The organism is Acidobacteriota bacterium, from assembly GCA_009691245.1.
Classification (GTDB): Bacteria; Acidobacteriota; Terriglobia; order 2-12-FULL-54-10; family 2-12-FULL-54-10; genus SHUM01.
Genome location: SHUM01000002.1, coordinates 13435 through 24942, shown reverse-complemented (window position 1 = coordinate 24942; position 11508 = coordinate 13435). Strand labels below are relative to the sequence as shown.

7 protein-coding genes are annotated in these 11508 nt (G+C 58.5%); 3 read left to right on the top strand and 4 right to left on the bottom strand.

The genetic code is table 11. From position 1 onward, the window contains the following. Positions 1–39: 39 nt before the first annotated feature. The 4 genes from EXQ56_00910 to EXQ56_00895 all read right to left on the bottom strand — a co-directional run bounded on the left by EXQ56_00910 (position 40) and on the right by EXQ56_00895 (position 5926). On the bottom strand, positions 40–2409 hold the full coding sequence (locus EXQ56_00910) for a hypothetical protein (protein ID MSO19018.1): 2370 nt from the start codon (positions 2407–2409) through the stop codon (positions 40–42). Between the two features lie 3 nt (positions 2410–2412). Further along, positions 2413–4884, bottom strand: coding sequence for a hypothetical protein (locus EXQ56_00905; GenBank protein ID MSO19017.1), 2472 nt, complete (start codon positions 4882–4884; stop codon positions 2413–2415). Positions 4885–5237: 353 nt separating this feature from the next. Beyond that, a complete protein-coding gene (locus EXQ56_00900; protein ID MSO19016.1) occupies positions 5238–5423 on the bottom strand; it encodes an RHS repeat-associated core domain-containing protein in 186 nt (61 codons plus the stop codon). 191 nt (positions 5424–5614) lie between these two features. Continuing rightward, entirely contained in the window at positions 5615–5926 is a 312-nt protein-coding gene (locus tag EXQ56_00895; GenBank protein MSO19015.1) for a hypothetical protein, read from the bottom strand. An 884-nt stretch (positions 5927–6810) separates the two neighbouring features. Between EXQ56_00895 and bshB1 the strand changes: the two genes are divergently transcribed. Genes bshB1 through EXQ56_00880 form a run of 3 tightly spaced genes read left to right on the top strand, consistent with a single transcriptional unit; the run spans position 6811 to position 11499 of the window. Continuing rightward, a complete protein-coding gene (bshB1, locus tag EXQ56_00890) occupies positions 6811–7581 on the top strand; it encodes a bacillithiol biosynthesis deacetylase BshB1 (GenBank protein MSO19014.1) in 771 nt (256 codons plus the stop codon). Positions 7582–7639: 58 nt separating this feature from the next. Continuing rightward, entirely contained in the window at positions 7640–8767 is a 1128-nt protein-coding gene (gene bshA / locus EXQ56_00885) for an N-acetyl-alpha-D-glucosaminyl L-malate synthase BshA (protein MSO19013.1), read from the top strand. Beyond that, positions 8764–11499 (top strand): hypothetical protein, encoded by a 2736-nt coding sequence (locus EXQ56_00880; GenBank protein ID MSO19012.1) that lies wholly within the window; start codon positions 8764–8766, stop codon positions 11497–11499. Before bshA ends, EXQ56_00880 begins: the two co-directional genes overlap by 4 nt. The last annotated feature ends 9 nt before the right edge of the window (positions 11500–11508 follow it).

Genomic DNA, 11508 nt, shown 5'->3' with positions numbered 1-11508 from the left:
CGGCCAGAAAAGCGCTGACCGTGGCTACCAAATCAAAACCTAAAAATCAAACGAGTAGGTGAATTTCGCCTGCAGAGTGCGGTCCTTGTGTTCCCGCGTTTGGTCATTCAGCAGGCGGCCGTTGCGGTACAACTCTCCGCCTTGACGGCCTTCGTTGTAGATCAGGAAGAAATCGTCGCCGGGGCGGAAGATATAATTCAGTCGAAAATTGTAGCCCCAGAAATCGTCCGCGCTGTTGTATTGAATCGTGGTGGTGGTCAGCCAGCGGTTGTTCAAGTTGAAGTTGACACGCGCATTCACCAGGTGGTCGGTGAATCCGCAACTGCTGACGGTCCTGTCCACGCAGCGCAGGGCGGGGAAGGTGGCCTGGTTGATCCCGTAGCCGACCTGCGCGGAAAGCTGATTGGTCAGACGGAAACGCGGATTGAAGTTGAATTCCTGCAGCGTCCCCGCGCCCCAGTAGCCGAAATTCCAGAGCCAGTTAATGATCTGCCCGGAGACGCGCTTGGAGGGATTGAGCGAATAGCGGATGCCGTTGCGCCACCAGCTGTGGCACCCGGCGGGAATCTCCACCAGCCCGCGGCGCAGCGCGAAGTTTTCCGGCGGGCAATCAAACAGCGTGTGCGGAACATAGCCGAGCACGCTGCCGTCCTGGAAGAACACTTCGATGGCGTTGTGCGTGGTGCGCGATTCCAGATTCCACTTCTGGTTCATGGTGTAGTCGGTGCGATGACGAATGATGAGCTGGCGAATATGCTTGCCGTCGATGCGCGGCTTAAATGACAGTTGCGAGGAGTTGCTGCGCTGGTCAACGCGCGGAACGAATCCCAAGTCATCGCGGAATTTCGGGTCCACCACCAGCCAGCTTGTCTCCACGTTCAGCGTGTCGGAGTCCCAACGAATCGCCCCGGCCGTGGCCAGGTCGTCTCCGCTCTCGCCGCGCGGCCGCGTGGCCGCCGACTTGCTAAGGAATCCGCCGACGGAAAAATAGCGGTAGAAAACAAAGTTGGCGTCGGCGCCGAAAACCCGGTTGTGATCGCCGGTGCCGCCCTGCTCGCGGTTCAGCAGGAAACCTCCAATTGTGGAGCGGTCCAGGATATCGCGCTTGACGCGGGCCACCGAATAGTTGCTGGCGCGAATATTTTCCGGGTCATAGCGCTTCGTCTGCACATTCATCAGTCCGATGCTGTAACGCTGCACCCGCCCGGTGATGCGTCCGCCGCCCAGGATGGCAATCGGCTGGCGGTTTGGCGACAGGCCGATCTGGCGCGGGTGAAATAGTTTCATCTCCGCCGAGCCACGATTCTCGCCTTCCGCGATGCCAAACTCGAATACGCCCGCGCCTTCCTGGAAAAATTCCCGGCGTTCGGAGAAGAATACCGGGAAGCGGTCCAGATTGATCTGCTGATTGTCCACGTCGGCCTGCGCGAAATCGGTATTGGCCGTGAAGTCCGCAGTCAGGCTGGGCGTCATTCGCCACTTGACCACTTCAAGGCCAGCGTTCGATTCATTGCACCACTCGCTGCCCGGCGTGGGCGCGCTGGTCGAACCAGCGTCGCGGCAAACGGGAGTCCGCGCACGGTTGCTGGTGTGCGAGAATCCTCCCAGCGCGTACGGCTTGATGCGCAGCCGCAGCCCGGTTTCGATGTCGGAGATGCCGGTCAGATGCCCCGACTGCGAAGCGCTCTCCAGTTGAAAGCCACGGCGAAAATTATTCCACGAAGCGGTTTCATTCTTGCGGCGGATCAGCCGCTCGAGGTCCACTCCCCAGATGCGCGGATTGTCTTCCGTGGTGCGCACGCTCTTGAAGGGAATGGCGAACTCCGCTGACCAGCCCGTCTCGCTGACCTGCGCGGCCACGTTCCAGCGCTCGTCCCAGTTGACGTTGCTGGAGCGGCCTTCGTCGGTTACCAGAGCGTCATATTGCGTACCCAGCGGGTTGGTGCGGAAAACGTAGGTGTTGCGGTGATCGTGAAAAGTGTCCAGCGCGATGCTGATGGTGTCGTCGTTTTCCAGCGTCGAGTCGCGCTTCCGGTCATTGGCCAGAATATCTTGTGGCCTCGAATCGTGCAGCATCACGCCGATGAAGAGAGTTGTAGGCGTGTACACGATGCGGAACTCAGTGCGCTCCGAGGAGGGCGCACCCTCCTGCGGATCACGCTGGAAAAACTCCGAGGCCGCGCCACCGCTCTGCCAGACGGCCTCATCGAGCTTCCCATCCACCACCGGCGGCGCGTCCGTGGCCACGGCGCGAAGCGTTTTGCGGCCATGCGTGGTGGCTTGTCCTAAAGTTTGTGCGACACTCTGTGTCACCCAGGCCGCAACACAGGCCCATAGCAACAGCAGGGTGAAAACAGAACCCGCCGTGCCATGGATATTCCCACGAAATATTTTTATGATGATGTTCATTGACTAAAAATCAAACGAGTAAGTCAGCTTGGCCTGTAGCGTGCGCTCATTGGGGCCATAAGCGAGACCAGAGTTCTCGTCGCGGAAACGGCGGCCTTCGTTATAGATCAGGAAGAAATCGTCGCCGGGACGGAAGATGTAATTCAATCGGAAGTTCATTCCCCAGATATGATCCACGTTGTTGTACTGAATGATGCTGCTGGTCAGCCATTGATTGTTGAAGTTGTAATTCAACCGCGCGTTGACGACGTGATCGGTAAAACCGCACTCCTGCACGGTCTTATCCACGCACATACGCGTGGGGAATGTCGCTTTGCTGATGCCGTAGCCGACCTGGCCGGAAAGCTGGTTAGTGATGCGGATGCGCGGATTGAAATTGATGTCATGCAGCGTGCCGCCGCCATAATAGCCGACGTGCCACGCCCAGTTAATGATCTGGCCAGAGATGCGCCGACCGGGATTCAAGCCGTAGCGCAGGGCGTTGTTCCACCAGGAGTAGCTGCCTGGGGGGATGATCCACACGCCGGCGCGATTGCTGAACGGCGCCGCGAATGTGTCAAACCGCACATGAGGCACCCAGCCGAACAGATCGCCATTCTGCAGGCGCATCTCAAACGCGGAATGGCTGACGCGCGTCTGCAGCACGTTCTTCGAGTTCATGGTGTAGTCGGTGCGCAGGCGGAAGATCAATTGGCGGATGAGCTTGTTGCCATCCGGACGCGGACGCCAGGCGATCTGCGGCGACACGTCCTTGCGGTCCTTGCGGGGAATGAAGCCCAGGTCATCGCGAAAATTCGCTTCCACGGTGTGCCAGGAGGCTTGCAGATTGAACTCATCGCTGTCCCACTTTACATCGGCGGAGGTGAACCAATCCCTGCCGGTAGTGCGCGGGTCGTCCGAGTTGGCCACCACTCCGCTCATACTCAAATAGCGATAGAAAACAAAAGTGGCATCGGCTCCGTAAATCTTGTTGCGATCATTAACTATCTGCCCATCGGGATTGCGAACATTGAATCCGCCGACTTCACGGTTCAGGAAGAATCCGCCGATGTTGGAGCGGTTCAGCACATCGCGCTTGACGCGGAAAATGCTGTAATTGCTGGCCGCGATATTCTCCTCGAAGCGCGCCACGCCGGTCGGCGTATTGGTCTCGGTGCGGACTTGGAAACGCTCGGTCTGCACGTTCATCATGCCCACTATCAAGCCGCCGATGCGCCCGGTGATCCGGCCGCCACCCACAATCGGGATCGGTAACCGCCGCGGCGACAATCCGATCTGGCGGCTGTGAAACAGCTTCGAGACGGCCTGTCCATTCTCATTCTGGGCGATGCCGAACTCGAATACGCCGGCGCCTTCCTGGAAGAACTCGCGCTTCTCGGGATAGAACAGCGGGAAGCGATCGAGATTCACTTCCTGGTCATCCACTTCGGTCTGCGCAAAGTCGGTGCGGAAAGTCAGGTCAGCGGTCAGGCTCTGTGTAATTCGATACTTGATGACTTCGATGCCGGCGTTGGAGTTGCTGCAAGTCTCGCCCGTGAGCCCGTTTTGAAACGGCGTATCGGAAGGACGGCATTCATGGCTGGCGCGCTGTTCCGCGGTGTGCGAGAAACCGCCCAGCACGTAAGGCTTGATGCGTAGTTTCAGCCCCGTCTCGATCTCGGAGATTCCATTCAGGTGGCCGGCCTGTGAGACACTCTCGACTTCAAAGCCGCGATGGTAATTGGCCCAAAATGTATCTTCGTTCTTGCGGCGGATCAACCGCTCGACATCCAGGCCCCAGGCCGGCGCGCCATCTTCCATGGGCAGGCGCAGACTCTTGAACGGAAATGCGAATTCCGCGGTCCAACCCGTTTCAGTAATGCGCGAAGCCACCTGCCAATTTTCATCCCAATCTTCGTTGGTGTTGTTGCCCTCATCGGTAATCAATGCGTCAGCCTGCGTTCCTAGTGCGTTGGTCTTGAAGCGATAGGAATTACGATGATCGTGGAAGGTGTCCATCACCAGCGTGAGGTTGTCGTCATTGTCGAGATTGCCGTCGCGACGACGCTCGGAAGCGACGATGGCCTGCGGGTCGGAGTCGTAGGCCGTCACTCCGACATACAGAGTCGAGGTGGTGTAAACGACGCGAAACTCGGTCTTCTCGCTGGCGGCGGCGCCCTCATTGGGGTCCTTCTGAACAAACGAAGAAGTTACCGGCGCATCCTTCCACGCCGCTTCGTCGAACACGCCATCCAGCACAAATGCGCCCGCGGCCTTGGCGGCGCGCACTGACTTTTGTCCATGCGTGGAGACTCGTCCATTGCTCTGAGCATTGGTTTGGGAGTTGGTTTGGGCCAGTGCGGGAATGGCGCCCGCGCCGAAATGCATCAGCAGCGCGGTTACCACCAGCAAACCGCCGCGAGCCATTTTGAATTTTTTCTTCGTACCCATTTTTTTCGTACCTATGCACTTCGTACCCATATTGATCAAACTCACAGTCGCAGTCTCCTCCCAAATACTTCACGCCATGGCCAAGTAACTAGACGGGGAAAGTCCCTAACGCGTTGCAGATAATTGAATTAGGTTCAACCGGAATGATAACCCGCAGTACCCAACAAATTCAAGCCATTGCTTCCCGAATTACCGTGCCAGAACTACCCTGATTGAAGGAAAAGAAGGAAACGGGGACAACCTTAACTGCGCAATTTATTTCAATTTATTTTTAATGGGTGAGCCTGAATCGGTTGTATGCCGACACCTTGTGCCGCGCGATGCGTGCGGCCCGGGGGAAGCTTTTTGTATGATCCAGCGCGCGGGAAAATGGCGCAGTTCAGGCTGTCCCATTTCCGTCAGGAGCGCCCGAACGGAGGACCTCCGGGAGGCGCAGACTCAAGACCAAAAGGATCGGAAAAATTGGCCGGATTATTATCGACATAAGAATAGAAGTTGTTGCCGCCGGCAAAGCCGATGGGGTCTTTGGAGAGGAAGCGGCCCACCGTTGGGTCGTAGTAGCAGGCGCGCCACCCGAGCAGCAGCCCTACAGGCCCGTCGCGGCGTCCAACTCCCGGCCCGTGTAGCGGTACGGATTCACCACGCTGCCCGTCGTCGCCGCCAGCTTGCCGTAGGCATCATAAGTGTACGTCGCCGCCAGCGTCGCCGTGGTGGTGAACAGGCTCGTCACCGACCCAAGTCCGTCCTGCCCGTAGAAATACGTTGCGCCGCAGTCCTATTCCACCTGAATTCTTGCTTGTTTCGCCACAATATGGATGCATGAATTCCAATTCTCCACATAGAAGCGGTAAGTGAAAGCGTCATGCGGAATTTCCTCAAGCGGTATCGGTGGCTGAACCTTGTCTGTCGACTTGTGTTCGCCACCCGTTATCCATAACGCTCCCGCCTTTGCGAAGTCATAATCCGGAAACGGAGGATCAATTACAATGTAGACAAGACCTTCTAAGGTGAGCGTAGCTTTCCTGTACTCTTCCCGAAGTGCTTCCGTCGGGCCATCCGGCCCACCCGTCGACAACTCGAGATTCACAGTAGCGATCCTTCTCACCTAGTCCACCGCGATTCGTTCAATGAGTGCATCGTGAAAACCGTTGGGAAGGTTGTAGTCAAGTTCTTTGAGGCTGCCGGTTAGCTGCAATGCCATCTCCTCCTTAGAGCAAATTTAATGTGAACTACGGAACTCATGACTCCGGAACGGGAAAACCAGGGACAGACGGGACGTTCCTCCGCATACGTCTGTGGATGCCTCCTGCCGGATTTTTTTTGCGTGCATTGTACCTTGCACAATGACCCAACACGGATAAGATTTCTTAAGGCGGGGGAAATATTTCGGCAGTGTCCAAAATATTTACTTTCGTGCCAGCCTGCCCGGAGGGCATCTGCGGAAGTCCTCGGCGCAGCCCATTGCCCAATTCCCACTCCCTACTCCCTAATTTCCCGCCGTCCTGCCGACGGAACCGCGAGGTTGGGCAATTTGGTGGATCTGGAAAATTTGTTTGGCGGCGGAACCATGGATTTGGTCAGAGTGAACAATTTGGAAAATTTGACGTTCGAGACGGGTGCGAAGTGGCGGGAAATCTGGTCTGAAGTCCCCCCCCAAACCCGAACCCACAATCCCTGGTTTGTCAATCTGGTCAGAGTGGTCAGAACCGTGAAAGTGTGCACTTTGAGCACGACCGAATTTTCCGCATTTTCCCCGTGTTCCGCTGGAACCTCAAATGTGGTCAAAGCCGCTTCTTGGGAGGCTGTCTTGACACCGCCAAATGGTTCGTTCATGCTCAGAACTTTAGGGACTCATATTTGCCCAAACCACCAAAAAAACGACGTGCTGGCGCAAGCCTGCCTCCGCATGACAGTGGACAAGGGCAAGGGCCAAGGCCAGGACAAGGGCCTGTGCCAGGGCCGGGGCAAGGGATTGACGTGTTGGCGTTTGGCACGCACCCGGATGATCTGGAGATCACCTGTGGCGGCACGCTGATCCTGCTGCGCCGCCAAGGGTGGCGAGTCGGCGCGGTTGATCTGACGCGAGGCGAGCTGGGTACTCGCGGCTCCGCCGAATCGCGGGCTCGTGAGACCGCGGCGGCCAATCGCATTCTGAAGCTCGACTTCCGCGTGAACCTGGGGCTGCCAGACGGTAACATTGCGACGACCCAGGAGAATCTGCATTCGGTCATCCGCCAGATTCGCCAGCATCGCCCGTGGCTGGTCATTGCTCCTTACTGGGAGGAGCGCCACTATGATCACGTACACGCCAGCCGTCTGATCGCCGAAGCGGCGTTTTATTCCGGCCTCAACAAGATCGAAACCGGCCAGCCGGCCTGGCGTCCGTTTCGCGTGATGTTTTATGTTGGACGCATCGGATTCAATCCATCTTTTGTTGTAGATATATCAGCTACCTTCGAGGAAAAGATGAAGGCACTGCGCTGCTATTCGACACAGGTCGGAAGCCGCCAAGCAATCGCCGTGCCGGACAGTAAGAAGGGCCAGCGCGAGCCAGAGACGCTGATCAGCACGCCCTATGCGATGCAGGTCTTTGAGTCCATGACTCGCTATTACGGGGCCATGATCGGCGCTGCGCACGGTGAGCCTTTCCTGGTTCGCGAGGCGCTGGAGTTGAATGATCCCGTGGCCTACTTCCGCCAGTTCCCAGCCGATCGACAGGCGCATCTGTTTCCGCAAGAATAGTGGTGGTGTGAGCCAGCGTGTGGAATGAACGATTAGAAGCGAGGAAGTTTCCCGAACGATGAAGATCGGAATCACGTGTTATCCCACTTACGGCGGTAGCGGAGTCGTCGGCACCGAGCTGGGGATCGAGTTGGCCGCGCGCGGTCATGAGGTCCATTTCATCACCTCGGCCTGGCCCATGCGGCTTCGCGCGACCAATCCTCTGATTCATTTTCACGAAGTCGAACCGATGACCTATCCGCTATTCGACTATCCGCCGTACGCGCTGGCGCTGGCCACCAAGATGGCCGAGGTCGCGGAGTTCGCCCAACTGGATTTATTGCATGTGCATTACGCTATCCCGCATTCCGTCAGCGCGCATCTGGCCCGCGAGATGATGGAGCCGAAGAAGCTGCCCTTCATCACCACGCTGCACGGCACGGACATCACGCTGGTGGGCATCGACGGGTCGTACCGGGGTATTACGCGATTTGCCATTGAGAAGAGTGATGCCGTAACCGCCATCTCCAGTTACTTACAGAAGAAAACGTTCGAGCAGCTCGACATCCACAAAGAAATCGAAGTGATCTACAACTTCGTCAACTGTGAGAATTATCGCCGCACGCCTGATGCGGCCTACCGCGCCCGCTTTGCGCCTAATGGGGAAAAGCTGTTGGTGCATCTGTCGAATTTTCGGGCCGTCAAGCGCGCCACCGACGTAGTGGAAATATTTGCCTTGGTGCGTGAGAAGGTGGATGCGAAACTGCTGATGGCCGGCGATGGCCCGGACCGTTCCGCCGCCGAGATGCTGGCGCATCGCAAGGGCATCCAGCAGCACATCCATTTTCTAGGCAAGCAGGACAACGTGGACCAGATACTCTCGAACTCCGATGTCATGCTGCTGCCAAGCGAACTGGAATCATTCGGGCTGGCGGCGCTGGAGGCCATGGCCTGCGAAGTTCCGCCGGTGGCCAGTCGCGTGGGCGGCGTGCCGGAGTTGATCACGCACGGCCTGGACGGATTTCTAGCAGAGGTGGGGGACGTGGCCGTCATGGCCGCGCACACCGTTGACCTCTTAACCAATGAAGTTTTGTATCAGCAGATGGCCGCCGCCGCGCGCCACACAGCGCTGACGCGGTTCTGCTCTACGCTTATTATTCCCCGCTATGAAGAACTCTACCGAAAAGTTTTGGAGCAAAAATCATGAAACAGAATCAATGGATGAACACGGATTCGAACTCGTTTTTTAAGCGCCGTCGCGCCGGAGCCGTGGTGGTAGCCCTCGCGCTGGCGTTATCCGCGCTGGTCTGGCGCGAGCAGTCGATTTCCGTGGTGGCGGCCGCCGATCCAATTGATGCGACTGCCGTGGCCGCGGCCATTGAGAAGCTCCCCGTGGTGGGCACGGTGCTGCTGACGGCGGCTCATCCGGATGATGAAAACAACGCACTGCTGGCCTATCTTGCGCGCGGCCTGCATCTGCGTACGGCGTATCTGTCGGCCACACGTGGCGACGGCGGGCAAAATCTGTTGGGCACGGAGCAGTACGAAGCGCTCGGCATATTGCGGACGGAAGAGTTGATTGCCGCGCGCAAGATGGATGGCGCGGAACAGTATTTCGCTCAAGCCTATGATTTTGGATTCTCGAAGTCCGCCGACGAAACGCTGGAGAAATGGGATCGCAACGGAGTACTGGGCGACTATGTTCGAACCATCCGTCGCCTGCGCCCTGACGTGATTATCTCGCGCTTCACCGGCACGCCGAGCGATGGACACGGACATCATCAGTCTTCCGGCATTCTTACCAAGGAGGCGTTTCGCGCCGCCGCCGATCCCGCACGATTTCCCGAACAAGACGCCGAGGGACTGAAGCCGTGGCAGGCCACACGGCTGTTGCTGAATCGCGGTGGCGGTGGCGGGCGCGGCGGTGCCGGCGACGGATTCACTATAACGCTGGGAGGATTCAGTCCGCTCTACGGTCAGCAGTTTGGCGATCTGGGTATGGAGGCGCGCAGCAATCATCGCAGCCAGGGCATGGGCGGCGCGCGCCGGGCGTCCACTTACACCACCAGCTTTACCCTGGTGGATCACGTTGGAGCACAGGCACCCAAGGAATTGTTTGACGGAATTGATCTCACTCTGGGCCGCTTTACCAAGATGTCCGGTGGCAACGCGCTGATTGCCGCGCGCGTGGCTGAGATTGAGAAAACCATTCAGCAAGCCAGCGCGGCGATGTCGCCCTTTGCTCCGGAGAAGGCTCTGCCGCCTCTGGCTCAGGGCTTGGGGTTGTTGCGCCAATTGCGGCAGCAGTTGGAGCTACCCAACATGACCGCGGATATGAAGGAACACGCGCTGTTCCTGCTGGCACAGAAGGAACGAGATTTTGAGGACGCCATCACTCTCGCTGGCGGAGTGTATTATGACGCCTTGGCCAGCGCGGGTGAATTGGTTCCGGGATCAACTTTCACCGTAACCGTATCAGGCGCGGTGCGCGCCCGCGATCTGATTCAGGCTGGCATCCCGCAGCTTCACGCGCCGCGCGGATGGAAGATCGAGCCCGCGACATCTGGAACGCCAGGTGGAACACCTGCCGGAGCGGGGAACTCGAATGGACGGATTGAGGCGAGCTTCAAGGTGACGGTTCCGGCGGATGCTCCGGCCTCGCAGCCTTACTGGCTGGTGTTGCCGCGGCGCAAGGATTCCTTCAACGTGGCGCCCGCTCCCGGGATGGGCGACGCCGCTGACCCGGCGTTGCTGTCGGTGCGGCTTCCGCTGAGCGTGACTGTAGGGGCAGGCGGGGCTGGCGGCGACGGCGGACAGAACCGCCTGAATGCTGAAAGTCATAAGAACGTGGGTTACGGATATACCGATCGCATCTACGGCGAGCGGGAGAATCCGCTGGCCGTGGTGCCAGCGATTGGCGTATGGCTGGAGCCGGGTGTGTCGGTATTTCCCGTGGGCGTGAAGACCACGCGCATGGTTCGCGTGCGGGCACGCAGCAACGTCGAAGGTGCGCAGACGGCGGTGATACGCTTGCAACTGCCTGCGGGATGGACCTCCGTTCCCGCTCAGCATCCGGTGTCGTGGAAAGAGAAGAACGAAGAACTTTCGGTCCGCTTTGAAGTATCACCGCCCGCCTCGGCCATCACGGGAGTGTCGGAGACAGTCCCATTCACCGCGGTCGCGGAATCCGGCGGACAGAAGTTTTCAACGGGTTATATGGTCATCGACTATCCTCATGTCGAGACGCGACACTTGTTTCAACCGGCGGCGGGAAAGCTGCTGCGCTTGAACGTAAAGGTGGCGCCGGGGCTGAAAATCGGCTACATCATGGGCTCAGGCGATGACGTGGCGACGGGCATGCAGCAGTTGGGAGTGAATGTAACGCTGCTCGGCCCAGAGGAAGTTTCCTACGGAAATCTTCAGCAATACAACGTGATCGTAACGGGTATCCGGGCGTTTGAAGTCCGGCAGGACCTGGCCACTAGTTCCGCGCGGCTGGATGAGTACGTGAAGAACGGCGGGTCTCTGATCGTGCAGTACAGTCGCCCTGGCGGAATCGCGTTGCCTTGGGCGCCGTTGGCCATGAGCATGGGTTCGGCGCCGCGCGTCTCAGTGGAGGAGGCGCCTGTGGAGATGCTTGTCCCAACGCATCCCTTGTTCAACTTCCCCAACAAAATTACCGCCGCCGACTTCAGCGGATGGGTGCAGGAGCGCGGCACTTACTTCATGGATAGCTGGGCCCCGGAGTTCACTCCGCTGCTGGCCAGCAACGATCCGAGCGAACCGCCGCAAAAAGGTGGCATGCTGGTCGCGCCCTACGGCAAGGGCCTTTACGCCTACACCGGCTACGTCTGGTTCCGCCAATTGCCCGCGGGCAATCCCGGAGCATACCGCATCGTGGCCAACCTCATCAGCCTGGGGAAAGTGCCGGTGCGGTAGTTGGAGTTC